This window comes from Adhaeribacter terrigena, from assembly GCF_016623615.1.
GTDB classification, from domain to species: Bacteria; Bacteroidota; Bacteroidia; order Cytophagales; family Hymenobacteraceae; genus Adhaeribacter_A; species Adhaeribacter_A terrigena.
Map to the genome: position 1 here is coordinate 204,100 of NZ_JAEHFX010000002.1, position 25,494 is coordinate 229,593.

At 45.7% G+C, this 25,494-nt stretch carries 20 protein-coding genes and 1 tRNA gene; 10 read left to right on the plus strand and 11 right to left on the minus strand.

Annotated features, from left to right (window positions below; all coding sequences use genetic code 11):
* Positions 1–205: 205 nt before the first annotated feature.
* Positions 206–2,131, plus strand: coding sequence for a TonB-dependent receptor plug domain-containing protein (locus I5M27_RS04935; RefSeq protein WP_200505069.1), 1,926 nt, complete (start codon positions 206–208; stop codon positions 2,129–2,131).
* Positions 2,132–2,253: 122 nt separating this feature from the next.
* On the opposite strand, the gene I5M27_RS04940 is transcribed toward I5M27_RS04935, so the two are convergent.
* The 5 genes from I5M27_RS04940 to rfaD form a co-directional block, all read right to left on the minus strand.
* Complete coding sequence (locus I5M27_RS04940; RefSeq protein ID WP_200505070.1) at positions 2,254–2,733, minus strand: DUF2231 domain-containing protein; 480 nt, start codon at positions 2,731–2,733, stop codon at positions 2,254–2,256.
* 212 nt (positions 2,734–2,945) lie between these two features.
* Entirely contained in the window at positions 2,946–3,155 is a 210-nt protein-coding gene (locus tag I5M27_RS04945) for a zinc ribbon domain-containing protein YjdM (protein WP_200505071.1), read from the minus strand.
* 109 nt (positions 3,156–3,264) lie between these two features.
* Positions 3,265–3,717: an SRPBCC family protein gene (locus I5M27_RS04950; protein WP_200505072.1), complete on the minus strand. Its 453-nt coding sequence runs from the start codon at positions 3,715–3,717 to the stop codon at positions 3,265–3,267.
* Between the two features lie 116 nt (positions 3,718–3,833).
* Entirely contained in the window at positions 3,834–4,568 is a 735-nt protein-coding gene (locus I5M27_RS04955) for a hypothetical protein (RefSeq protein ID WP_200505073.1), read from the minus strand.
* A gap of 82 nt (positions 4,569–4,650) precedes the next feature.
* Positions 4,651–5,616, minus strand: a complete 966-nt coding sequence (gene rfaD, locus I5M27_RS04960; RefSeq protein ID WP_200505074.1) for an ADP-glyceromanno-heptose 6-epimerase — start codon at positions 5,614–5,616, stop codon at positions 4,651–4,653.
* A gap of 243 nt (positions 5,617–5,859) precedes the next feature.
* On the opposite strand from rfaD, the gene I5M27_RS04965 reads away from it, so the two are divergent.
* The 4 genes from I5M27_RS04965 to lpxB all read left to right on the plus strand — a co-directional run bounded on the left by I5M27_RS04965 (position 5,860) and on the right by lpxB (position 9,591).
* A complete protein-coding gene (locus I5M27_RS04965) occupies positions 5,860–6,786 on the plus strand; it encodes an ABC transporter substrate-binding protein (protein ID WP_200505075.1) in 927 nt (308 codons plus the stop codon).
* Complete coding sequence (locus I5M27_RS04970; protein ID WP_200505076.1) at positions 6,783–7,790, plus strand: FecCD family ABC transporter permease; 1,008 nt, start codon at positions 6,783–6,785, stop codon at positions 7,788–7,790. Before I5M27_RS04965 ends, I5M27_RS04970 begins: the two co-directional genes overlap by 4 nt.
* Before the next feature lie 193 nt (positions 7,791–7,983).
* Complete coding sequence (locus I5M27_RS04975; RefSeq protein WP_200505077.1) at positions 7,984–8,412, plus strand: 6-pyruvoyl trahydropterin synthase family protein; 429 nt, start codon at positions 7,984–7,986, stop codon at positions 8,410–8,412.
* Positions 8,413–8,481: 69 nt separating this feature from the next.
* A complete protein-coding gene (gene lpxB, locus I5M27_RS04980) occupies positions 8,482–9,591 on the plus strand; it encodes a lipid-A-disaccharide synthase (protein ID WP_200505078.1) in 1,110 nt (369 codons plus the stop codon).
* 526 nt (positions 9,592–10,117) lie between these two features.
* Here the strand turns inward: lpxB and clpX are convergent.
* Positions 10,118–11,338, minus strand: coding sequence for an ATP-dependent Clp protease ATP-binding subunit ClpX (gene clpX, locus I5M27_RS04985; protein ID WP_200505079.1), 1,221 nt, complete (start codon positions 11,336–11,338; stop codon positions 10,118–10,120).
* A 451-nt stretch (positions 11,339–11,789) separates the two neighbouring features.
* Here clpX and I5M27_RS04990 point away from each other — a divergent pair, with 451 nt between their 5' ends.
* Positions 11,790–11,942: a hypothetical protein gene (locus I5M27_RS04990; RefSeq protein ID WP_200505080.1), complete on the plus strand. Its 153-nt coding sequence runs from the start codon at positions 11,790–11,792 to the stop codon at positions 11,940–11,942.
* Between the two features lie 535 nt (positions 11,943–12,477).
* Positions 12,478–15,969, plus strand: coding sequence for a T9SS type A sorting domain-containing protein (locus tag I5M27_RS04995; RefSeq protein ID WP_200505081.1), 3,492 nt, complete (start codon positions 12,478–12,480; stop codon positions 15,967–15,969).
* 239 nt (positions 15,970–16,208) lie between these two features.
* Here the strand turns inward: I5M27_RS04995 and I5M27_RS05000 are convergent, their stop codons facing one another.
* The 4 genes from I5M27_RS05000 to I5M27_RS05015 form a co-directional block, all read right to left on the minus strand.
* Positions 16,209–16,907: a ClpP family protease gene (locus tag I5M27_RS05000; RefSeq protein ID WP_200505082.1), complete on the minus strand. Its 699-nt coding sequence runs from the start codon at positions 16,905–16,907 to the stop codon at positions 16,209–16,211.
* Positions 16,908–17,031: 124 nt separating this feature from the next.
* Positions 17,032–18,357: a trigger factor gene (tig, locus tag I5M27_RS05005; RefSeq protein ID WP_200505083.1), complete on the minus strand. Its 1,326-nt coding sequence runs from the start codon at positions 18,355–18,357 to the stop codon at positions 17,032–17,034.
* A gap of 89 nt (positions 18,358–18,446) precedes the next feature.
* A tRNA-Leu gene (locus I5M27_RS05010) sits at positions 18,447–18,528 on the minus strand.
* A 180-nt stretch (positions 18,529–18,708) separates the two neighbouring features.
* Positions 18,709–19,443, minus strand: a complete 735-nt coding sequence (locus I5M27_RS05015; protein ID WP_200505084.1) for a hypothetical protein — start codon at positions 19,441–19,443, stop codon at positions 18,709–18,711.
* 212 nt (positions 19,444–19,655) lie between these two features.
* On the opposite strand from I5M27_RS05015, the gene I5M27_RS05020 reads away from it, so the two are divergent.
* Positions 19,656–21,857, plus strand: coding sequence for a RelA/SpoT family protein (locus I5M27_RS05020; protein WP_200505085.1), 2,202 nt, complete (start codon positions 19,656–19,658; stop codon positions 21,855–21,857).
* 352 nt (positions 21,858–22,209) lie between these two features.
* Here I5M27_RS05020 and I5M27_RS05025 read toward each other — a convergent pair whose 3' ends face one another.
* Entirely contained in the window at positions 22,210–23,220 is a 1,011-nt protein-coding gene (locus I5M27_RS05025; protein ID WP_200505086.1) for an acyl-CoA reductase, read from the minus strand.
* Between the two features lie 207 nt (positions 23,221–23,427).
* Between I5M27_RS05025 and I5M27_RS05030 the strand changes: the two genes are divergently transcribed.
* Both I5M27_RS05030 and I5M27_RS05035 read left to right on the plus strand, forming a co-directional pair.
* Positions 23,428–23,775, plus strand: coding sequence for a 4Fe-4S binding protein (locus I5M27_RS05030; protein WP_200505087.1), 348 nt, complete (start codon positions 23,428–23,430; stop codon positions 23,773–23,775).
* A 332-nt stretch (positions 23,776–24,107) separates the two neighbouring features.
* Entirely contained in the window at positions 24,108–24,875 is a 768-nt protein-coding gene (locus tag I5M27_RS05035) for a phosphatase PAP2 family protein (protein ID WP_200505088.1), read from the plus strand.
* Positions 24,876–25,494: the final 619 nt, after the last annotated feature.

Genomic DNA, 25,494 nt, shown 5'->3' on the forward strand with positions numbered 1-25,494 from the left:
GGATGGTATTAGGTTATTATAAGGGATAAAATTCCTAAGTGCCCTAAACAGAGCCCGTTTTAGCCGCTTTCCTTCCAGGAAAATTCCCAAAGGTAAATTCAAAATAAAGTTCAAAACATGTTGCTGCTCTGAAGTCGTTCTGATTTATCCTGATTGGCAGGGTAAGCAAACCCATAAACAAATCTCTCTCTCAAAGCTGTTTATAATGTTTAAAAAATTAACGTTTAGTATTTCGCTGGCTGCGATAAGTTCCATGACTTTACAGGCGCAAGACCAGGCCTTACAAACAGATTCATTGCTTAGCCGTTTAGACGAATCAAAAGGTTCTGGCAAGTTGCTGAACGAGGTAATTATTCAGGAAAACCGCATTCAGTTACCATTTGCCCAGCAGAACCGCAATATCCGTATTATCGATCAGGCTATGAGCCAAATCATGCCCGTACGTTCGGTAAACGAATTACTGAGTTACGTGGCCGGTATTGATGTGCGGCAGCGCGGCCCGAAAGGCGTTCAAACCGACGTGAGCCTGGATGGCGGAACTTTCGACCAAACGTTGCTTTTGCTGAACGGCGTAAAAATTTCCGATCCGCAAACCGGGCACAACATGATGAATATTCCGGTTCCGCTGGATGCCATTGAACGCATTGAAATTCTGCGGGGGTCGGCCGCCCGGATCTACGGGGTAAACGCGCTGACCGGAGCCATCAATATTATTACTAAAACGCCTGAAAAAACCGGGGTTTCGGCCCAGACCTACGCGGGGAGCAGCTTTAAGAAAGACGATAGCACCGGCGATACTTATGCCAGTTTTGGGGTGCAGGCTACCGGCGCATTTGTAAAAGCAAACCAGAACCATGTATTGTCATTGAGCCACGATGCCGGAAATGGTTACCGTTACAATACGGCTTATAGGAACCAGAAAGCATTTTACCAGGGCAGTTTCAGCACCAAAAACCATAGCGAATTTGGAGTTTCGGGCGGGTTTATCCGGAATAATTTTGGTGCTAATGCCTTTTATGCCGCGCCCGGCGATAAGGAATCGGAAGAAACCGTGGAAACGGCATTGGCAGCCATTTCCTACAAAACCCGGATCAATGATTTCTGGACCTTGAAACCCCGGGTAAGCTTCCGCCACAACCAGGACGATTACCTTTACATAAAGCAGATGCCCGATAAATTTCATAATAAGCATAAAAGCCAGACGCTGAATGCCGAACTGAACAATACTTTGGAAACCGGGATCGGAACGTTTGGATTGGGGTTGGAAGCGCGCAAAGAAGATCTTAAGAGTACCAATCTGGGCGAGCGGGAGCGAACCAATCTGGGCGTTTTCAGTGAGTATAAATTCGATAAAGTAGAAAAACTGCTGGTAAATGTGGGGGCTTACACGAATTATAATTCCGATTACGGCTGGGAAGTTTTCCCGGGAATGGATGCCGGTTACGATATTTACCCGAACTGGAAAGTATTTATGAATGTAGGTTCCGGGCAGCGTTTGCCGACTTATACCGACCTGTATTATAAAGGCCCGACCAATATTGGAAACGACCAGTTGAAACCGGAAACCTCGAAATACGGCGAAGGCGGACTGAAATACAACAACCGGTTTTTATTCGTGAATGCCAGCTACTTTTACCGCCGGATCGACAATTTTATTGATTGGGTCCGCAGCGACCTTAGCCAGCCATGGCAACCGCAGAATTTCCAGCAAATAAATACGCAGGGTTATACTTTCAGCGCCGATTACCGCCCGTTTGGTACCGCGCAAAATGCCCGGAACTTCAATTTAACTGCGGGCCTGGCTTACACGTATCTCGATCCTAAATTCCGGAAAACCGAGGAGCAAACGCAGAAAATATCGCGTTATGCCCTGGAAAGCCTGCGAAACCAGCTGACCGCTACCCTTAACCTGGAGTTCTACCGCCACTTTAACGTAACGCTGGCTGCCCGCCATTGCGAGCGCATCAATTACAAGGCTTATACGCTGGTGGATTCGCGCCTGGAATTTAAAGCGAAATACTACAGCATTAATGCCGACGCAACCAACCTGATGGACATAACTTACGTGGAAGCCGGCGCCGTACCAATGCCGGGCCGCTGGTATAACCTGGGCCTTCGGTTTACGATGTGATTTTCCGCCATAAAACGCTAGGGTTTTAAGCTCAAAAAGTGCTTTCGGTTAAGGCTGAAAGCACTTTTTGGTTTCAAGGGTTTGGGCTGCCAGAAAAATTCTAGAGTCTGAAGTGCTTTTAATTAATGCGCATGGTTTTCTGACGGGGCATTCGTTTCGGATACTGAATTTACTTCGGTATGCCGGATCTCGCCGCCTTTTTTACCTGCCCACACCATGAGCCCGCAGGTTGCCAGGCTCAGGAATAATACCAGCCCAACCAGCAAACGGGTTTTCTGAGCTTTGCGCCGGAACATATACAAAGCCGTGGCTGCGCCCAGACCGGTTGCCAGCATGAGCCGGAAAGCCCATTCTGCCATTTCTTCGTGTTCATGAATGGCTTCGTGCGAATAACCGGCCATATTTTCCACAAATTCTTCTGCTTCTTCGCCGGTATGGTTTACCACGATAGTTACCAGTGCCAGGGCGACCAGTAAAAATAAAGCGGCTTTGGTAATGCCTTCGCTTTTCTGGATATAACCCGAGAACAAGAGTATAAACGCAATAAAACTGCCTACTATCGGGAAATGGGTTAGCGTGAGGTGAAGGTAGGTGTCGTTCATCGGTTTAGGTCAGATCAGCGTGAAATTTGTAAAGGAAAATTACCGTTTTAATCCGAAATTAAAAGTGATCCTGACCATACCTGGTGTCGCTTTTTGCAGTTTAATTTTTCAGGCAATGATCCGGACTTATAACGCTTAAAATGAAAATATCGCCGGAACGGTGGTGTTTGTACCTGCTGTTTCCGGCGATATCCTGAAGCAGAAAATAATTCTTACGACTTCTTCATAAATTCGGTTTTTAAAACAATTACGGAGCCGCCAACTTTGCCTTCAATTTCATTGGCGCTGTTGGTTAAGCGGATGTTTTTTACCACCGTGCCGCGCTTAATAATGGAAGAAGAACCTTTCACTTTCAGGTCTTTAATTACCGTTACCGTGTCGCCTTCGTTCAGGATGTTGCCGTTGCTGTCTTTTACTTCCATAGTGGTTTTTTGAATATTATATTAATGAATTAAGCCGAGCCCGGAATTTTTGCAGGATATTTCTGAAAACAAAAACAGCTTTCCGGGAGCGCGGGGTTGAAGCGCGAATTTAACTTTTTTCTGCAACTTTCTTGATCTGTACCAGGATCGGGGTCCAGCCTTCACCGTTGTTGTACATTTCCTGGTAGCGTTTTTCGCCGTTTTCTACGATCTTAAAATCGCCCTGCGTAACGGTTAAATTCGTTTTCCCATTATCACTGGTTAGCGCATAGGTTACGGTCAGGTAGTTTTCGGGTATATCGGGAATGGTAGTATGCGGATCGAAAACGGTGTAAGCCAACATTTCTTCCGGCTGAATGGCTACGATATTTCCTTTTACGGGTACAAAATCTTTGCCTTCGTGCTGCATCTGCCAGAGCAAAGGGCTGCCCGGTTTCCAATCGGAGATCGCTTCGCAGCCAAACATGTATTTTTTGGTTTGTTCCGGTTGCGTTAAAACTTCCCAGACTTTAGTTGGGTCGGCATTTATGGTAATGCTGTTGCGGATCTCGAGTTTTTCCATGGCTTTGGATAGCGTTTTTTACTTGTTTTTTCTTTGCAGGATTTTGATAACTAGGCTACAACGTCTGGGCTAAAAAACGTTTTAATGATTTTTAGCTTTTGTTGGGTTAAGTAATTTTATCTGTTTTGATCACAGGCATCCTCATTTCCAGACAATTCTAAAACTTTATAGAAAAGGTCGTTTAATGCTGTATCATGAGGACTAAATCTATATATGCTTTTGTATAATGGTTCTGGATAACCGGTAGGAAGTCTAAACCCTTTTACACGTAGATACCGGCCGTGAACTCCAGGCACACCATTATCTTCTTTCATTCCCCAGAAATCAGCATACTTTATCGCTTTTTTAAATTCTGCCCAATCTTTATCAAGTAAATCTTTAGTAAAGTTTTTAACTATCCTACAACGGCTGTTTTCATTACCTGCTACATATCGAAAGAAATGAATTTTCATTTTGTCATCCGATTTATAGATGGTGATACTTAAATCATAAGGACAATTATTTCCTTCAAAGTGAAACCTATATGCTTCTGACGCCTTTAATTTGTTCAAAGGAGACAAACTGAGGCAACTTTCTGAATAAGCCCATTTATTTTTGTTTTCTACTAAAAACTCAATTTGATTATTCCGTTCTTTCAAGAAGGCAGTATCATTTCTATAGTAAGCTCTTATATGACTGTAATCAGAATTTAAAGTATCGTGTTCTGGAAGGGAATCTAGTAATGTGAAATATTTTTTTAGTAACTCTTCTTTTGTAGCTGATTTACTTTTCTTCGAGGCTTCTTTACAAGAGAAGGTCATAAAAACAGCCAAAATTATTAAAGTCCCTGCTCTAATTTTTTTCTTTAACATTCTGGTTCTCTTAAATTTTATTTCACCCAACTACTGGATAAACAAAACAACTACGGTTATCAGCATTGTATCCGTAAGCTCCCTAAAAATACTTCCCCTCCAGCAAATAATGCTTCACATAATCCTGCACGCCTTCTTCTAAAGTATGGAACGGCTTGTCATAACCCGCATCACGGAGTTTCTGCATGTTGGCTTCGGTGAAATACTGGTAAGTGTCGCGGATATCCGATGGCGTGTCAACAAAGTCGATTTCGGCTTCACGGCCCATGGCCTGGAAGGTTTGGAAAGCCAGATCGAGGAAGGTGCGGGCTTTGCCGGAACCTAAATTGTAGATGCCGGAATGTTTGCGGTTCTGCATTAAAAAGTAGCAAACTTCCACCACGTCTTTCACATAAATGAAATCGCGCATTTGTTCGCCGTCTTTAAAATCGGGGTTGTGCGAGCGGAAAAGTTTCAGTTTACCGGTTTCCTGAATCTGCTTAAAAGCGTGCAGCACCACCGATGCCATGCGGCCTTTGTGGTATTCGTTCGGGCCATACACGTTAAAAAATTTCAGGCCGGCCCAAAAGAAAGGTTTGGCCGTTTGCTCTAAAACCCACTTATCAAAATCGTTTTTAGAATCGCCGTAGGGGTTTAGCGGGTGCAAAAGCGGAATGATCGTTTCGTCGTCGTCGTAGCCCAGTTTGCCGCTGCCGTAGGTGGCCGCCGACGAAGCATACACCAACGGGATCTGGTATTCGCAGCAGGCATTCCACATTTGTTTGGAGTAGTTCAGGTTCAGCAGATCGAAAATATCTTTGTTGAACTCGGTGGTATCGGTGCGGGCGCCGAGGTGAAAAATGAATTCTACTTCTTCGTAGTTTTTCTCCAGCCAACTGAAGAATTCCATGCGGTCTACATATTCCTTTATCTTTTTGCCTTTCAGATTATTTTCTTTTTTGGCAATAGAGAAATTATCGACTACTACGATGTCGTTAAAATTCGCTTCGTTGAGCCGCGTTACTAAACAACTGGCAATAAAGCCGGCCGCTCCGGTTACTACTATCATCTAAGGGAAGGTTAGGTGCCTGTAAAAATTTGGCTAAATTTACGAAAATTTAAAAGCCCGACTAAGGTTAATCTTTACATGTCATCCCGACGTTAGAAGGGAACTTACGCATACCGAACCTGCTGAAAGGAATTTATCGCTCAAATTCCATAGCAGTACCAGTTAGTCTAGCTACGCTGAATCTGCGATTTCTTCGACAGGCTCAGAATGACGCAATAAATAGAAGTGAATTTTCGACTTTTTATGCCCGAAACCCTATCGTTTTTCCAGAAATTCTTTTTCAGTTTTTTGCTGACAATTTTGCTTTCCGGCTGTGGAGAAACGACTGAAAAAACGCTATCAGATTCAGCCCAAAAAGTCGAAGCAAACAAAATAACCGTTACCGACGATCTGGGGCGCAAGCTCGAAATCCCGGCCCAGCCCAAACGCGTAATGGCGCTTTCAGCCGCGATGACTGAAATGCTTTTTGCTGTAGTGCCGGATTCTTTGATCGTAGCCCGCACCCAGGTTTGTAATTTTCCGGAAGCGGCATTAAAGAAGCCGGTCGTGAATTCGTATCCGCTGGATCTGGAAGGTTTGCTGGTGCTGAAACCGGAAATTATTTTTACCGAAGACGGCATTACCTCTATGGAAACAGCAGCCAAAATTGAGCAGCTCGGCATTCCGGTTTATTTTCAGAAGTACGAAAAAGTGACCGATATTTTCCGCGGCCTGAATGACATTGGCAAAATTATGCGTCGCGAAACCGAAGCCCAAAAACTCACCGATTCGTTGCAAACCGAATTAAACGCTATCGAAAACGAAGTAAAAACCCAGGAACTGAAGCGCGCTTTGGTGGTTATTAATACCGATCCGATCTACGTGTACGGCCGTAACACGCTCATGACCGATAAGCTTGAGAAAGCCGGCGGCCAGAACGCGTTGCAGGAAAACTTTCCGCAGCAATCGCCGCAACTTACCCGCGAATACGTTCTGCAGCTGAACCCCGGTTTTATTTTCGGCATCAGCCAGGTGCAGAACGAGGCCTTTTTCCGGCTTTACCCTGAACTCAAAAAAGTGGACGCCTATAAAAACAAGCGCATTTTTAATTTGAACGATGACCTGGCTGCCCGCCCGAGTCCGCGCGTAGTAGAATCGGTGCGGGAAATCAGAAATTACCTGCAAAAGTGAACCGGCCACTGCTCTACATTTGCATCATGCTGTTGCTCACGTTCGGGGTAACGATTGCCGGCCTGAAACTAGGCAGTTTTGACACAGATTTTCCTACCGTTTGGAACGCCCTTTTTAATCATAACGCAGAAGATCCGGCCCATTTTGCGGTACTGCATCTGCGTTTGCCGCGTTTGCTGCTAGCCATTTGCGTGGGCGCTTCGCTGGCTTTTTGTGGCTACCTCATGCAGGCAATGGTAAACAATGCGCTCGCCGATCCTTACATTTTAGGTACCGCTTCGGGTGCTTCGTTTGGCGCTTCGTTTTGCTTTTTTGCCTTCACCAACCTAACCGTTTTCGGAATTTACCTGCCGCCTTTCGCCGCCTTGCTGGGTTCGTTTGTGGTAACCATTGTGGTGGTAGCACTCGGAACGCGTTCCGGGCAACTGATCCCCTCGCAAATGTTGCTGGCCGGCATTGCTTTAACCTCGCTTATCGGTGCGCTAACCTCGCTTATTACCTTTTTATCTTCCTCCGAAGGCAAACTGAAATCGGTGATTTTCTGGGCGATGGGCGGTTTTGAAAAAGCCAGCTGGGAATCCTTGCCTTATCCGGCGACGGCTTTGATGTTGGCCTTGCTGGTTTTTATGTTCATGGAGAAACGTTTGAACGTCCTTTTACTTGGCCCGGATCGGGCTAAAATGCTGGGCGTAAACGTAGCGCAAACCCGGTGGATCATTTTAATTACCGTTTCGGTGGTAACGGGTTTTGCTGTTGCGCTTTCCGGGCCGGTAGGATTTGTGGGCCTCATCATTCCGCACGTAACCCGTGGTTTATTGGGCATAACCGGCAAACTGAACCTGATTTTCTGCGCTTTAACCGGCGGTTTGTTCATGCTTATCTGCGATCTCCTCTCCCGGATCGTTTTTCCACCCGCCGGATTGCCGGTTGGCGTAGTAACTTCGCTGTTCGGGGTGCCTTTTTTCGTATATTTGCTGCTGAAAAAGAATTATAAGTTTAATTAATGTGCTAATGTGGAGAATATGTTAATGTGCTAATGAGATCCGGAAACGAAATTTTATGCCATCAGGTCAGTTTCTGCTGACTTTTTTAGCCTTAAAGCCTAGCGTTTTTCAGAGAAATTAGCACATTTTATGCACCATATACTACTTAGAAAATTTTCACATTAGCACATTAAAAAATTAGCACATTAAATTAATGATCTACGTAAGCCGGACCGAGCATTTCAATGCCGCTCATAAATTAAATAACCCGAACTGGTCGCAATCCAAAAACCAGGAAATTTTCGGTCCCTGCGCCAATGCCAACTGGCACGGCCATAATTACGACCTGATCGTAACCGTAAAAGGCAAACCCGATCCGGAAACCGGTTTTGTGATCGATCTGAAAAAGCTCAGCACCCTGATCCGCGAAAATATCATCAAAAAAGTAGATCACAAGAACCTGAACCTGGATGTGGAATTCATGGAAGGCAAATTGGCCAGCACCGAAAACCTCATCATCGAATTCTGGAACATCCTGGCGCCAAAAATCGAAAAGATCGCTTCCCCGGCTTCTGGCGCCAAACTCCACAGCCTCAAACTCTACGAAACCCCCCGGAATTTCGTGGAATACTATGGCGAGTAATTTAATTGTTAATTGCTAATTGCTAATTGGTTTTTCTGGTAATTCAATCAACAATTAACAATTCAAAAAGTGAAATACTACCTCATAGCCGGCGAACGTTCGGGCGACATGCACGCTTCCAATTTAATGAAGCAACTCAAACTCCAGGATCCGGAAGCGGAATTCCGTTTCTGGGGCGGCGAGCAGATGCAGGCCGTAGGAGGGGAGCTGGTTACGCATTACCGCGAAATGGCGTTCATGGGTTTCGTGGAAGTAGCGGCCAGTATTTTCAAAATTTCCCGGTTTCTGAAGCAATGTAAACAGGACATTCTAAGCTGGAAACCCGACGTTGTGATCCTGGTAGATTATGCCGGCTTCAACATGCGCATTGCGAAGTTCGCGAAGGAAAAAGGCTTTAAAACGTTTTACTACATTTCTCCGAAGATCTGGGCCTGGAATCAGGGACGCGTGCACGGTATTAAAAAGTCAGTTGACCGGATGTTCGTGATCATGCCGTTCGAAAAGGATTTTTACCAGCGCTTCGATTATCAGACCGACTACATCGGCAACCCCGTTTCCGACAGCGTAAATGCGCATAAAGTTTCCGGAGATTTCCTGCGGAAAAATGGGTTAGGAGCCAAGTCTATCATTGCCGTTTTGCCCGGTAGTCGGAAGCAGGAGATCGAAAATATGCTCCGCATCATGCTCCAGGTAATGCCAGATTTTCCGGATCATCAATTCGTAGTCGCCGGCGTTTCTACTTTTAGTCCGGAATTTTACGCGCAGTTTACGCAAGGAACAAACATTAAAATCCTCTACGAACAAACCTACGATCTGCTTTCGCACGCCGAAGCGGCGTTGGTAACTTCCGGCACGGCTACTTTAGAAACGGCTTTGTTCAACGTGCCGCAAACTGTCTGCTATAAGACCAGCGCCATTTCCTACGCTATCGGTAAAATGGTGATCAAGGTAAACTATATTTCCTTGGTAAATTTAATTGCCGATAAAGAAGTTGTAAAAGAACTCATTCAGGAAAACCTGAACCCGCAGGAAATTTCCGCGGAACTGAAACGCATACTTTTTGATAAACCGTATCGCCAGAAAATGCTGAACGGATACGCTGAAATAAAAGCCAAATTGGGAACCGCCAATACTGCTGAACAGGCAGCCAAATTGATGATCGGTTATCTGAAGGCGTAAAGATTCAATAAGGTAATAATCGGATACCGAATTGATCTGCTACACTTTTTGCCTGATAACAAATCTGCAAAAAAACGCTACCATTTCCAGGTTAAAAAGTCGCAATAATTTAAGGCCATTTACCGTCGCAATACCGTGCGGACAGGTCGCGATCCAATGCCGTCAACTTAAGGGATTTTTTTAAAATTATTAGGTCATCCCTACCTTGGGAGGGAACTAACGCATACTGAACCCGCAAGGAATTTATCGCTCAGACGCTCAAAATTCCATTGTAGTACGCGTTAGTTTAGCTACGCTGAATCTGCGATTTCTTCGACAGGCTCAGAATGACGTAATATTATTTCGCTTAGTATCTTAAGTTGACGGCATTGGGTCGCGACCTGTCCCTGCATATTCACGGGAATCATAAAAATCAAAAACTCACAGTTCAGGCAATAATCCTGAAAATCGTGTTCAAAAAAAAGCTCCGGATCTCTCCGGAGCTTTTTTATATCAGATCGAATAATCGAAAATTCGAAAACCGAATCTACGCAACCTTGAGTTGTTTCAAAGCTGATTTTTCGAATTTTTCGCGGGCATAATCCAGGTCGATCAGCAATTCTTTGGTGTCTGCTTCGGAAGGCAGATCGAACATGGCGTCGGTCATGATGCTTTCGCAGATCGAACGCAAACCGCGCGCACCTAATTTATATTCCGCCGCTTTTTCTACAATGTAATTCAGCGCGTCCTCATCAAACGAAAGCGCAATATTTTCCATCTCGAACAAACGTTTGTACTGCTTCACGATCGAATTCTTCGGCTGCGTTAAAATCAGGCGCAAGGTATCGTTATCCAGCGGATTCAGGAAAGTAAGCACCGGCAAGCGGCCAATTAATTCCGGGATCAGTCCGAAAGCTTTCAGATCCTGCGCCGAAACGTATTTCAGGAAGTTATTCTGATCGGCTTCTTCAATGTGCGTTTTCGCAAAACCAATTGGTTTGGTATTTAAACGGCTCTTGATAATGCGTTCGATACCTACAAAAGCGCCACCGCAAATAAAGAGGATATTTTCCGTGTTGATCGAGATCATTTTCTGCTCCGGGTGCTTGCGGCCCCCTTGCGGCGGAACGTTCACCGTGGAACCTTCCAGCAATTTCAGCATGGCCTGTTGCACGCCTTCGCCACTCACGTCGCGGGTAATGCTCGGGTTGTCAGATTTACGGGCAATTTTATCGATCTCGTCAATATAGACAATACCGCGTTCGGCAGCTTCTACGTTATAATCGGCGGCCTGTAATAAACGCGTTAAAATGCTTTCCACGTCTTCGCCCACGTAACCGGCTTCGGTCAGAACGGTCGCATCGGCGATGCAGAATGGCACCTGCAGCATACCGGCCAGCATTCGGGCCAGAAACGTTTTACCGGTTCCGGTTTCGCCCACCATAATAATGTTCGATTTCTCGATCACCACATCATCTTGTTTCGGAGCTTGCATAAGGCGTTTATAGTGGTTATACACCGCCACGCTCATTACTTTTTTCGCTTCATCCTGACCTACCACAAACTGATCGAGGTATTCCTTCATGTCGCGCGGTTTCACCAGATTGAATTTCGGGGTTTTATCCTTCGACCGGATCTTATTTTCCTCGTTCAGGATCTGCTGGGCCTGGCCAACACAACGTTCGCAAATGTGTGCGTTTACGCCCGAGATCATCACCGAAACTTCTTTTTTCTGCTTGCCGCAAAAAGAGCAAATAATTTCTGCCATATAAAAATGTGGTATTGAAAGGCAATTTTTGCACCCTTCATTTACAAAGGTAATAAATTGAAGATGTTTCCGGATATAAAAAATTTCAACAGTCTGTTGATAACTCAGGCCAAAAATTGCTATATCTTAAAATAAAGATGAAAATATATAAGCCTGCGTTGCGCGTCAGGCCCCTTTTTTTTGTAGAAACATTGCCCGCCAGAATTAAACCAGACGGGCATATTTTTTTGAAACGCTATGCTTTTTCCCGCCAAAACTGCTCGCTGGCCTTACTTTACTCCCTTAATTACTGCATTACGGAGTATTTTGTGAATTTATGGTTCTAAATGTTACGCATAAAAACTTATAACCTTGTAATTATTCTTTTGTTGAAGCGCAGCATGGTAGTCCGTATTTTATTTCTGCTGGTTTTCTTTTTTCTTACGCAAGCTGCTTCTGCCCAATACCACATTTGCAGGACAAATTTTTTGCCGAACGGAACGTAGCGCCCGATACCATTTTTTACCTGAATAGAGTGATGCGCCTCGGTTCTTCGGTCAGGTTCCGGGAACTTGATCAGGTTGCAGCGTTGAAGGCTCATCACGAACAGAGCCGGCCCAGCTAAGCGGGTTTAAAGTCCTGCTTGAAGAATTAGACGAGAAAGTGATCCGGCCCCTGCAGATCCGGGTGCGTGAAAAGCTGGCAGCCATCTTTAACCTCACCTCGGAATGCTTTCCTCTTCCATTTAAGGAGTTGTCTGGGGCTGTTGGTTAAGTTATTGAAAAGGAAGCGAAAAAAAGTGATAACGTTTTTATAACGCTCGTTTCACGGACAATTAAGGGCGCGTTTTCCAGCCTTGGCGCCTGGAAATTTTGCTGTTAACAGTACCAGTTGTTCTAAATGAAATTCCTGGCTTTTGGCAAGTATTATTAAACAGCTCTCAAAGCGGAAAGGTCTTTTGTGTTTGCTTTATAATGGTACTTTAGAAGGGTTTATTTACCTGCGGGGACACTGCGGTGCAAGGTTACAGCTCTTAAATCTACCGTGTTTTTTGTCGAGAATTCGCGCTGGTTTATCGGGTAAAAGTATACTTTGGTCGAAATTTAGAATAAATAGAATGCTACCGTGATAATTTTAGTGAAAAAATAAGTCTGGGGCGTATGTATTTATCTGCTGAAAAAATTTATCGGGTAGGTTTAAAGCAAGCGGGGAAAATCCTGTATTTACTTCTTTTTATCATTTTTACCCAACAGTTTCATGCTTTTGGCCAAACGAAGGGCCTGATCGTTAAAACGGCTTCAGCCGCTACCTCCGGGGTGGGCAGAGCAGTGCTCGATCCGGATGGCGATGGGTACGTTTCAGTAAAAACCAACGGCCTTCAGCGGGGATTTCAAAGCAACGACCTGCTGGAAAGCGAAATTCCATACCGGCCCTTGCCGGTGCCAGCCGCCGAACCAATGAACGATCTGGCCCGCGGCCCGGGTGGTGGTTTTTCCGATTTTGCCGACATGAACAGTACCGTTTATCCGGTATCTTCCTACCTTTCACCGGCGGGCAATCTCATGTTCCGTTTTCGCTTAGGCAGCATTGCCCCTAATTCCAAAGGCTATAGTGTGCTGGTAGATGCCGACGGAAAATTCGGGTTTTCCGGCGCCAACGCAGATCCGGAAGCAAGCATCGATAACCCGGGGTTTGAGTTTGAAATTGTGCTGGCCACCAATTTTGGCGTGCGCCTTTACGATGTGAACAACGCAGCTGGTAATGCGACCCAAAGAGGAACCGATGCCGATCTGCCTTATGCAGTTTATGCGCAGAAAGCCATCGCGTTTACTACCAATTCCGGTGATGCTGATTATTTTTACGATTTCTATATCCCTTTTTCCAGGATCACCCAGTATTTCCCGACTGTTACTGCTGCCACGGCTTTAAGAATGGTAGCCAATACCATTATGGCGCCGCAAAGCGCAATCAAAGGCCCGATTTCCGATATTAGCGGCATCGATGCTACTTATAGCACCGCTTCCGCCTGGACCAAAATAATTTCGGGTTTTGTACCCACACCGGCAGCGGGTACAACTTCTTCTAATTTTCCGGCGGTCCGTTCCGATGCGCCGGTGGTTTCCAGCACGGTTTATGCCGGCACAACCGTGAGCGGCACCTCGTCTGAAGCAACCGGTACGGTAATTACAGTTTATAAGAACGGTACCCTTTTAGGCACTACTTCGGTACTTGCCGGAGGCACTTGGACCCTGAACTCCGGTTCTGTGGCAGTAAATGACCGCATAAAGGCTACGGCAACAGCTTCCGGCGAATCGGTATCTGATCTGTCGAATGAAGTGATCGCGATCCTGAACTGTACTTACAGCCGAACGCCGGAATTAGTTTGTGCTTCGGATAAAGGGTTTTCGGGGCGAGTGCCAGGCGTTGCCGCCAATACCCGCATTAATCTTTACAAGATCGGCGACCCGAATACCATTGTCATGACGGTTTATACCGGCACCAACGGCATGGCAACCGACGAATTCAAGTATCTGTGTTCCGGTAATTATAATAACGCTTCTTATTCAAACTGTAACCCGGGAGGCGGTTGCGTGGGAGCTTCATTAGGAAACGGCTCTTATTATGCCCGGGCGATAGAAACTGTAAACGGGGTTACCTTGTGTGAGTCGCCCAGATCTGGTACGCAATGTGTAGGCAACGGCGGTACCTCAACGGCTCCGACGTTAATAACCGATCCCATTACGCCGGCCACAACCGCTATCTCCGGCACGGGTATTTCCGGTTCGCGCATTGTGGTGCTGGCCGATAATACCTTAGTAGGCTCGGTAGAGATTCCCGCAACCCCAACCGGAACGGCTGTAAGCTGGACGCTTTCCGGCATTGTAGTGAGTGCTGGTAAAACCATACAGGTGCAGCAGGTAGAAGCCGGTAAATGCGCCTCCGGTTTTGTAACCAGATTAGTAACAGATCCAACTTCCACGCCGGTAATAAACGGCCCGGTCTATGCAAATGCCACTTTCATTTCCGGTATTTCCTTAGAACCGGCCGGAACGGTAATTACCATTTACAAAAATGGCATTTCAATGGGCACGGCAACGGTAACCGCTTCCGGGACCTGGACGTTGACTGGGGTAACCGGACTCGTGGCAGGCAATACCATAACCGCAACGGCTTTAGCCGCGAACAAGACCATTAGTGCTATTTCCAATACAATAACCGTTGCTGCCGCACCAGCTGCCACGCCGGCCGTGCCCACCATTACGCTCATTGGCGGGGTGGCTTATAAGGAAGGCGGTACTACTGTAAACGTGAGCGTACCAGCCAATACCCCAACCGGCACGAACATTAATCTGTACATAGATGGCTATCTGCTGCGCACCATTTCCACCACTTCTACCAGTACCAGTGCCGTAATCTGGCCCGTAACCGGTTTAAGTGCAGCCGAATATGAGCTTTATACCGGAGGGAAATTAACGGCTACGTTAGGCACCATCGGCAGCAACGAAAGTGCGCAATCTGCCAGTGTAACGGTAAATTGTATTCCGCCAATAACCAAACCCGCAACGGTGGTAACCAACCCGATCTGTGAAGGCTCGCAGGCGCAGTTCCAGATCGCCAATTCAGAAGATGGAGTAATTTATACGCTGAAAAACGGGGCTTCAGACCGTGGTTCTTCGGTTCTGGGTACAGGCGGCACCATTTCTTTCTTTACCTGGGAATTAAGCACTACCGAAACCTTTACGGTAACGGCCCAGAAAGTATCGGGTGGCACGTGCAGCCCGACGAGTTTTGCCGGCGGTACTATAACCGTAAACCCCAAGCCAAATGCCAGTAATACGGTAACGGCACCAGCCACAGTTTCAGGTGGGGCATCGGTAAATGTGCAGGTGCAGAATTCGCAATTGAATTACCGCTACCAGCTCCGCAAGAATGCGGTGAATATTGGCAGTGCAGTAACCGGAACGGGAGGGAGCATTAACCTGCCAACCGACCCGGTGATGGAAGAAAGCGTTTACGAAGTGCAGGTTACCGATATTACGCGTTCTACCAATTGTACAGTAATGCTTAACCAGGTGGCAAAAATTGCACTGGGCACTTTACCGGTCGAGCTTCTGAACTTCGCGGCAAAAACGCAGCCTAACTCAACTTTAGTTACCTGGGCAACGGCCAGCGAGAAAAATAACGATTATTTCGAGATCCAGAAAAGCTTCGATGGCCGCGATTTTACCGCCATTGCAAACGTAAAAGGCGCCGGCAATTCCGCCACAATTAAAGAGTATGCCTTTGAAGATCGTCAGATAACTTCCGGTTTGGTTTATTACCGCCTGAAACAAACCGATACCGACGGCAATTCTGAATTCAGCAAGATCGTTGCCGTAACCCGTAAACTGGAAAACGCATTTCCCGTGCTTTACCCCAACCCAGCCAGCAATAAATGCTACCTGAAAGTGCAGGCTGGTTACCCGGAAGAAGTTGTGATCGGGATCTATGAAACAAACGGTAGGCTTTTAACCCGGAAAACTGTGAAGCTGACCGCCGGTGAAAACAACATTCCGCTGGAAACCAAAACGTTGCAGCCCGGATTTTACGTGATAAAAATAAACGGTAATACGCTGCAGACTACGTTTAAACTCCAGAAAATTTCGGAATAAAGCCTGAAAAAACGCTATGGTTTGAAGCCTGAAAAGCCGGAAATTCAATCAGAATTTCCGGCTTTTTTTGTTTTGTAATTTTGCAATTTTCCGAAGGTTGGAAAAACGCTATGGTTTTAACCCAAAAAAGTGCTGTACATGTTATTCGCTAAAAGCGCTCAAAAAAGCCCTGCCGAATTTCTTCCGCAAGGCTTTCAAATCTTTTGTTCAATCAACAATTAGCGATCAGCAATGAATAATTACTTCGCCGGTCTTACCAGCACTTCATCGATCAAACCGTATTCTTTGGCTTCATCGGCGCGCATCCAATAGTCGCGGTCAGAATTATCGTGCACTTCCTGGTAGGTTTTGCCGGAATGCTGCGCAATAATGTCGTAAAGTTCTTTTTTCAGTTTCAGGATCTCACGCGCCGTAATTTCGATGTCCGAAGCCTGACCTTGCGTACCGCCCATTGGCTGGTGGATCATAACGCGCGAATGTGGAAGAGCAGAACGTTTGCCGGCTGCGCCTCCGCAAAGCAATACCGCACCCATAGAAGCCGCCAGACCGGTACAGATCGTAGCCACATCCGGACCAACGTACTGCATGGTGTCGTAAATGCCTAAACCGGCATAAACCGAACCACCCGGCGAGTTGATGTAAAGCAGAATATCTTTTTTAGAATCGGAAGACTCCAGGAATAAAAGCTGCGCGGTAATGATGTTGGCAATAAAATCGTCTACCTGCGTGCCCAGGAAAATAATGCGGTCCATGATCAGGCGCGAAAAAACGTCGATCTCACGGAAATTCGTCGGACGCTCTTCAATTACCGAGCGGGTCATATTGTTAATGCTGTGCAGCGTCTGGCTTTCTACGTGGTGCAAATATTGATCTACACCGAGTCCGCTCAAGCCTTGCCCTTTCACGGCAAACTTGCGGAATTCGTCTCTGTTCATCATATCGTATTTTTGAGTTTTTTGCGTTTACCTTATTACAGAAACAAGGTTACACAAATCGTGCGAAAATAAAAAAAGTCCGGCCTTTGTCAGCCGGACTTTTTCTTAAAACGGTATTGAAAATAGCTTAGAAACTCATGTTACGGAACTCTTCGGCCGTTACGGTTTTTTCTACTACTGTCATTTTTTCCTTTAAGGCTTCGATCACTTTCTCTGCCAAAATGGCTTCATATTCGTTCATGTAGTTCTTACCGTTGTCCTGACGCAGGTAATTGTCAGCGAACTGGTTCATGCTTTCCATCATTTCTTCCGAAACTTCCGGCATGTTGAACTGCGCCAGCATTTTTTCTTTGGTGCGTTCTACCACTTCCTGGTTTGTAACTTTCAGGCCGTTATCTTCCACCACTTTGTTGCGGATCATAGACCATTTCAGCTCTTTTTCGTAGTTCTCGATGTTTTCTTCGATCTGCTCAGCTGTCAGTTTGCCTTCGTTCGCCGTCAGTAACCACTTTTTCATGAACTCACGCGGAACTTCAATCTTGGTTTCGTTTACCAGCTTGTCCACAATTTTGTGGTTCAATACTTTCTCGGCTTCCTGCTTGTAGTTCTCTTCGATGGTTTCTTTCACTTTTGCATCAAACTCTTCGCGGCTTTTTACGGCTTCTTTCCCGAAAATCTTATCGAAGAAATCCTGATCGATCGGGGCAGCTTCGGTACGGGAAATATTATCAACTGTAAACTCGAAATTGCCTTTCAGTTCAGCTGCTTTTTCTTTGCCGGCGCCGGTTACGTTCGCTACCGCGTTCACATCGTTGCCGAAAGCTTCCAGCAGGTTAAAGGTAATTACATCGCCTTTTTTCTTGCCGATGAACAGATCCTGGTTGGCTTTCAGTTTGTTTAAAGGCAGCAGGGTAGAGGTTTTGAAATCGCCATCCAGCTGCTTCAGTTCGCCGAAAATATAATCGTTGGCTTCAGAAGTTTCCGGGCTTTCGGTTTTGCCGAACTGGCGCTGCATGTGCTCATAAGCCTCGTTAATGGTTTCGTCATCAACCTCTACTTTGTAACCTTCCACAGAAGCAGTTTCGCCTAAGTTCAGTTCGAATTCCGGCAACAAACCCAGTTCGTAGCTGAAATCGAATTCTTTCTGCGTATCCCAGTCAATATTTTCAACGCGCTCCGGAAGCGGCTCGCCTAAAATTTTGATCTTGTTTTCTTTAATGTAGTTGTTTACCGACTCGTGCAGCAATTTGTTGATCGCATCTACCAGCAGGCTTTTGCCATACATTTTACGGATCATGCCAGCCGGCACCTTGCCCGGACGGAAACCTTTGATCTGCGCTTTTTTGCTGTATTCTTTAACCTGTGCTTCTACGCCCGGAGCGTAATCGGCTTCAGCAAGTTTCACGCGCAAACGGGCGCTGGTCGGGTTTTGTTTTTCTAATGTAATATCCAAGGCTGAAAAGTATTTAGGTTTGGAAAACTGATTTCGGGTTAAAATTTAAAAACCCTCAACAACCTGGGCTATTGAGGGTTTTATTAATGTGCGGATGGAGGGACTCGAACCCCCATGCCTCGCAGCGCTAGATCCTAAGTCTAGTGCGTCTACCAATTTCGCCACATCCGCGGGTAATCTGCTTTTTCTTTAAAGCGTTGCAAAGGTAAAACAGATTTTTTAATTGCGCAATACTTTTTTCAGAGTTTTTTGTGGGAATTTGATAGCGTTTTGTAAGGGGTTTATTCTGAGCGGATTATACTGATTGCTGACTTTTCAGCGTTAAAAGGATAGTGTTTTATTGAGAAAAGCTCAATTATTTCTATCTGCCAGTTCCAGCATTACACCAATAATCTGAAACATCAAATAATAACTTCCTTTATCAATTACCGGTAAATCGGGAATAATAATATTGGAATTTTCTTGTTGCCACGGATTATTACTTATTGGCAAGATGTAGCCTGTTTTCAAACCAAACTTAATATCGTAAACGTGTTTCTTAAACCAACCGGTTTTATAATAGAATTCTGCACCAGCTTTTACATTTATATTTTGTATACTTTTTAATGTAATTAATGAGGAAGCACCTAAAGTTAAATTATTGATAGAATTTGCCGATGCTTTCGAAACACTATCAAACGATAATTGAAAGTTTGAATAATGAGCGCCTAGTGAGGGAAAGTAGATTTGCCATTTTCGTTTATTTAGTAAAACCCGCGATAGGTCGCCACCAGCATATACCCCAGATAAATGTACATAATTATATTTCGAAGCAATTTCGGAATACGTTTGACTTTGGTTTACTTCCAACAAGGTTAGAAACATATTTCCCATAAACACCTCATTCCCTAAATGTAATTGCCATTCTACTGCGCCGGCTTCATGTTCAAGTTTCGGAATTCCCAACGCATTTAAACTTTTGTTTAGTTCTCTGAGATCCATGGCATGGGCTCCTGCATTTAACGAAAGACCAACCAAACTGAAAAGATTATTGTTTTCAGGTATAAGTTCCGGATCAAATTGCTGCGCCCGTACAATTAATGGCAAAATCAGGAAAGTGAGAAATGATATGAATTTCATCAGAAAACTATGGGCTATAAAATTTTTGCTGTTCAAATTTAATAATTATATTTTGTTACGAATTATAAATTAAAAAACAGTATCGCTCGGAGCATAAAAACTCGCGTATAACCTAATATCTTTACCGAATTATTTTCACCCCATTCTGCGCAAGCAGAACCGAATACATAAATTTAGGAATGATCGATCCTGAAGCTGAACGCAAGGAAATTCTGCGCCATTACCGCCGGATTTTAAAATACGCCAAACCTTTCCTGAAAGGCAACGACGCCAAGCTCATAAAAAAAGCTTTTAATACCTCCGTAGAAGCGCACAAAGACATGCGCCGCAAATCGGGCGAACCGTACATTCTGCACCCGCTGGCCGTAGCCCAGATCGTAGTAGAAGAAATTGGCCTCGGCACCACCGGCATTGTAGCGGCTTTGCTGCACGATGTGGTAGAAGATACCGAAATGGAGATATCCGACATCGCGCGTGAATTCGGGCCGAAGGTTGCTAAAATTGTAGAAGGCTTAACTAAAATTTCCGGCGTTTTCGATTACGGTACCTCGCAGCAGGCCGAAAACTTCCGGAAAATGCTGCTTACGCTCTCCGACGACGTGCGGGTAATTCTGATCAAGATCGCCGACCGCCTGCACAACATGCGGACCCTGGATAGTATGCCGCGCGACAAACAGCTCAAGATCGCTTCGGAAACCATGTACCTGTACGCGCCGCTGGCCCACCGCCTGGGTTTATACGCCATAAAAAGCGAGCTCGAAGATCTTTACCTGAAATACACCGATACCGAAACGTACAAAGATATTTCGAACAAGATCCGGCAAACGCGCAGCTCCCGCACCAAATTTATCCGCGATTTTACCCTGCCCCTTGAGGACGAACTGCATAAGCACGGTTTCGAATTTGAGATAAAAGGCCGCCCAAAATCCATTTATTCCATCCTCAAAAAGATCAAGAAACAAAACATCACCTTCGATGAAATCTACGATCTTTTTGCGATCCGCATTATTCTGGACGTGCCGCCGGAAAACGAAAAAGCGGCCTGCTGGCAGGTTTATTCCATCGTAACGGACCATTATCAGCCCAATCCCGACCGCCTGCGTGACTGGGTAAGCACGCCCAAAGCCAACGGCTACGAAAGTTTGCACACCACTGTAATGAGCAAGACCGGCCAGTGGGTGGAAGTGCAGATCCGCAGCAAACGCATGGACGAAATCGCCGAAAAAGGTTACGCCGCGCACTGGAAATACAAACACGGTACGCCGAGCAGCTCTGAAAGTGCGCTGGAGCAATGGATCAACAAAGTGCGGGAAATGCTCGATTCCAACGATTCGAACGCGCTGGAATTCATGGATGAGTTCCGGAAAAACCTGTTCGTGGAAGAAGTGTTCGTGTTTACGCCCAAAGGCGACCTCATTATTCTGCCGGATAAATCTACCACCCTGGATTTTGCCTTCGAAATTCATACCCAGATCGGGTTGCAATGTCTGGGCGCCAAGGTAAACCAGAAACTCGTGCCGCTGAGTTACCGCCTCAAAAACGGCGACCAGGTTGAAATTCTGACCTCCATGAAACAAAAGCCGGCCGAAGAATGGCTCAATTTTGTGTCTACTTCCAAGGCCCGCGCTAAAATAAAAGATTTCCTCCGCGACGAGAAAAAGATCCGGGCCGAAGAAGGGCATATTCTGGTGGAAAGCCAGCTGGCCAAACTCGGCATCGATAGCAATCATCATAATCTAAACCGGTTGCTGATCCATTTCAACGTGCATAGTTTGCCGGAGCTTTATTACCGCGCCGCCACCGATAAACTGGACCTGAATGAAATAACCGAAGATATTTTCGACCCGCATAGCGAAGCTTCCAAAGCGGTTTCCAATAAACTGGAGCCCAAACAATTCGATCTGGAAGTGCAAAAAGCGCGCGGCCTTTCTGCGGATATGCTCGTGATCGGGGAAAATACCTCGAAGTTCGATTATAAAATTGCTACCTGTTGCAACCCGATTCCCGGCGACGATGTGTTTGGTTTTCAGACCGAAGACGAAGGCATTATCATTCACCGTACATCCTGCCCGGTGGCTATAGAATTACTGGCCAACCACGGTAACCGCATTGTAAAAACCAAGTGGACCGATCAGCAGGAACTTGCTTTCCTGGCCGGCATCCGCATAAAGGGCTCCGACCGCGTAGGTTTGGTAAACGACGTAACCCGCATCATTTCCAACTCGCTGAAAGTGAACATGCGCTCCATTACCATCGATTCGGAAGACGGGTTTTTTGAAGGCAACATCATGGTTTTCGTAAACGATACCGCGCATTTAGATAAACTCATCCAACGCCTAAGCAAAGTGAACGGCGTATTACTGGTAGAACGGTTCGATTGATTTAGAATGTAAAATTTTGTAATTAAAATAGTGGGCCATCCCGAGCTATTGCGTCATTCTGAGCCTGTCGAAGAAATCGAAGATTCAGCGGAGCTAAACTAACTGGTACTCCTATGGAATTCGAGCGAAGCAAGGAATTCCTTACTCAAGGCCTGAGATTAGTTTTCGTGCGGGTTCGGTACGCGTTAGTTTCCTCGGCAAGCTCGGAATGACGAAAATTTATTTTTAAGCATGGTATTCACCTGAATACCATGCTTCAGCTCAAAAACGGTATCGAATTCCACAAAAAAAGTCTGGCCTCAGAACCAGACTTTTTTGCGTTAAAACGGTAGCCTTTTCGGGTGAAAACTGCTTATAATTTCGCCAGGAAAGCCAGCGTATCTACGCCGTCCGCATAATCCCAAACCATGGGGCACTGCGCCTGGCCAAACGGGAAACTTTTCGGGTACCAGCCGGCGGAGGAAACCACGCATTGCGTTTTATGTTCTGCTTCCGCCATTTTCCGGTAAAGGTCGGGCAGGCCGTTAAAGGTTTCGTAGTGAATAACCGAAATAGGAGAGACCGTTTGCGCATTTTCGGTTAAAAGCAGAAAGCCGTTATCGAAATGCGGCACGCCGTTTACCAGCAGAATAGATTTGTTGTAGTCGTAATTATTCTGGTAGCGGTGGTGGTCTAAAATGGATTTGTAGCTTTCAATGCTTTCGTAAAATTTATCGAAACGGTAGCCTTCGGGCACAAAAAACTTGGAAATGTTGCGGCAGCCCAAACCGTAATACTGGAAAATATCGTTGCCTAAAGCATGCAGTTCTTCTTCGGTTTCGAAACCGGTTAAAACGGCCACGCTGCTGCGGTTTTTGCGGATAATGTGCGGCCTGCTGGCAAAATAATACTCAAAATAACGCGCCGTATTATCCGAACCCGTAGCAATAATGGCTTCCGATTCCTTTAAAAGTTCAGCAAACGAAATGTAATCGGCAAAACGCGGCTCGATTTGCAGCAATTCTTCTACCACAAATTTCACCAGGTGCGGGTCGTCGGAAGAGGTTTTTACCAAGGCGTGGTGCCCGGAAATTAATACGCTCAGCAGATCGTGGAAACCCACCAGCGGAATGTTGCCGGCCATTACAATGCCCACTTTTTTCGGCGAAATCTGCGGAAAATCGTACACAAAAAGCCACTCCCGCAGATATTGTTCTTCCAGCAGATTAGCAATGCCTTGAAAAGCAGCCGTTACGTTAGGCAGATCGAACCAGGAATTGGCGCTGCGGGCCCGTGAAGCCAGGTGTTGCAGTTCGTCAGGCGAAAGGTTTTTCAAACGCTGGCCTAATGTTGCAAATGCGGCGATCCGGTTCTCTAAGGTCATATTCTTTAAATTTGAAGATTTGAATATTTGGAAATTTGAAGTTCACCTTCGCGGCTCCGGTTTAAAAACGGTATTTAAAAAGGTGATAAAAGTCATTTCCGGGGAATAAAAACTCCGGAAATTTGATTACGTAGGAGATTGTTCCTACTTTTGCGCCGCGAAATTACGGATAATAAACTTTAAAAATATAAAACAGGAGATACGATTATGGCGATAATGATCACAGATGAGTGTATTAACTGTGGCGCCTGCGAACCGGAATGCCCGAACACTGCCATTTACGAAGGCGGTGCCAAGTGGACCTGGGGCGGCGGAACAACGCTTACTGAAGTAGAAATTGACGGTGGCGAAGTGATTGACGGCAAAGCCCCGCAAACCCCGATTTCTGAAGAATTCTATTATATTGTTTCTGATAAATGCACCGAGTGCGTAGGTTTTCACGAAGAGCCGCAGTGCGCTGCCGTTTGCCCGGTAGATTGCTGCGTAGATGACCCCGATTACCGCGAAACCCAGGAAGAACTGGCTGCCAAACAAGCCTGGCTGCACGCCAGCTAATCTGCCGTTTACATTCTTATTATTATGGAAACCCGCTTCGGCGGGTTTTTTTATTCCCAATTCTTTCCAGATTTAGAAGCGAATTTTGATTATTATTTGGGTCTTTCCAGGGAGAATTTAATTAAGTTATGAACCTGATTCAGAAATATTTAATTAAATTTATAGACCTATTAATCGATTTTTGGTTCAGTTTAAATTATTAGGGAATGCGGAATTTATTTACGGGCTTTTTTCTATTACTTCAATTTCAGGCTTTTGCCCAAACTCCCTATACCAGCCTGCCAGATTCTTCCCAATCAACCAAAGTGCGGAATTCAACTCTTACCCAAAAGTTGGAAAAGTTTGGACCCTTCGTTCAGAAATCAAAAGGTTTTGTAAAAGCTGCCTTAGAAACCCCACCCACGCGCGAATTAAAAATTCTGGGAAGATCAGCCCTGGTTATATCGGGCGTAAGTGCGGCAGGCGCGGCTACCTATGCTTTCGGCGACGAACCCTTACGGGATTTTACCCTGGCTAACCGAAGCGATTTTACTTCCAAAGTTTCCGGTTACATAGAGCCTTTGGGCCGCTCGAGCCGCATGATCGTGGCCGCCGGCGGTTTTTACGCTACCGGCCTGGCCCTGAGAAACCCGAAACTGCAACGCGCCGGAATTCTAACTGCCTCCAGTTTGCTCATCAATGATTTTGTAACCGGTAAATTAAAAGACGAATTTCAGCGCCGCCGCCCCGACGCTGCCGATGACAACCATTATTTTGAAGGTGGAGAAGGCGGCCGCAAACATCAGTCCTTTCCCTCGTCGCATACATCCACCGCTTTTACTTTTGCTACCTCTATTGCTACCGTTTACAAAGATCACAAATGGATCCCGCCGGTTGCTTACGGTATGGCTACACTCGTTGGTCTCTCCCGCATTCACGATAACCAACACTGGGCCACCGATGTAATGGCCGGGGCCGCCGTCGGATTTATTACCGCCAAAACCACCAACTTGATCCTGAAACAAACTGAAAAGCAACTTGCAAAACGGAAAGTTAATATTTACCTGGCCCCAAGGGTTTCTACTGGTTTGCTCGGCTTAAGTGTAGGCGGGACGTTGTGATTTACCTATCCAGCAGATGAATCAGGGAAGGGATTTTGTCTGTATTTGGAGGCATCAGATTATAGGATTAAAAGATTTTTCATTCAAGAAAATTTTTCCAATTCCGATTTCACACATATTCCGCCAGCGCAACGTATCCTGAACATCACGTTATTTGGAAGACTAAACTAAAAGAAATCTTACTACGAAGGAACCGACACCAGTTTCTGCGTGCGCGGCCTCCTATTCATACGGTGCATTCAGGCAGGCCGATAGGCCAGTTAGAATAGAAGACACGAACACAGAAACTGAAGATTCAGCGAAGCTAAACGAAGCCACCCGGCTTGAGGGAGAAAGTTTACTTAATAATTAAAAATTAATAATTAAGTAATAAAGTCCGCTATGAAAACGGTATCCTTTCTGCTCCAAAAAGTCAATTGCAAACTTCACTACCAACCTGATAAAATAACTCTGCCATAAAGGAGGCCATAAAAAAAAGGTACTCTTTCCCGCCAAAAAACTCTGCGAAATCCATTAATCCCTTTAATCCACGATCAAAAAACTCCAAAACCAAATTCCCTTCCGCAACATCTGAAAAAATCCCTAATTTTGCTTTTTACAGAATAAAGCCGGTTTAGCC